Consider the following 686-nt stretch of genomic DNA (forward strand, 5'->3'; position numbering starts at 1 on the left):
GAAATATTCGGTTGGGTCAGCCAGAGCTCGCATCAAATAGGCTGTGAGCTTTTCTAGGCATTCTGCTGAAGCCTCATCCCAATGACCATACCAAGAAAGCCTTGTTGCGTTTTCTATAATCAAGGTTTGCGAATCACTGGTGGTCACTTCTATCGACAGGTTTCGACACTCTCTGTTGCGCCAAAGCCAACGGCCAAGCAGTATATTCTTTGCGTATCGATGAGCGAGCTCCTGATACCCATTAAGCTCTTTATAAGTATTAGCCAGTAGCGAAAGTTTACTGCGCACTTCATCGTCACTACAGATATCAGGGGTTAGAGAATTGGCTCGAATTCGAAGAGGGAATGCACAGTAGATATCATCAACACCAGGTTTTACATAACACTCTTCGATGAACTGAGGATTGGAGTAAGCTAAATCTTGTGGAGCAACATTCTTTGCTACGAACTTGCCCCCTTTATAGGCTTCTGCATAACCCCCTTTTGGTGCGCGCAACCTAGTTCTATCAATTTCAAGGGGACACATCTCACCACTTTTCGAAAGGTGGTAGAAATATGCTTTGCCAGCAGAGAGTGATCGAACGTAGTTCAGCTGAGTGCAAAGTTCCATAAACGATTAATCCCTATAGTTTTTTATAAGAATAGTTTCGCTACTGCATTCTATCGACCAAAAGGCGTGGTTTAAAA

The 686-nt window shown here is 43.6% G+C and carries 1 protein-coding gene; it reads right to left on the reverse strand.

Annotated elements, in window-relative coordinates:
* The coding region (locus AB4486_RS26005; RefSeq protein ID WP_372119636.1) for a type I-F CRISPR-associated protein Cas7f/Csy3 at positions 1-609 on the reverse strand (609 nt) is incomplete at its 3' end.
* Positions 610-686: the final 77 nt, after the last annotated feature.

Origin of the sequence: Vibrio sp. 10N.222.55.C6, from assembly GCF_041473395.1 — a bacterium.
GTDB lineage: Bacteria > Pseudomonadota > Gammaproteobacteria > Enterobacterales > Vibrionaceae > Vibrio > Vibrio crassostreae_C.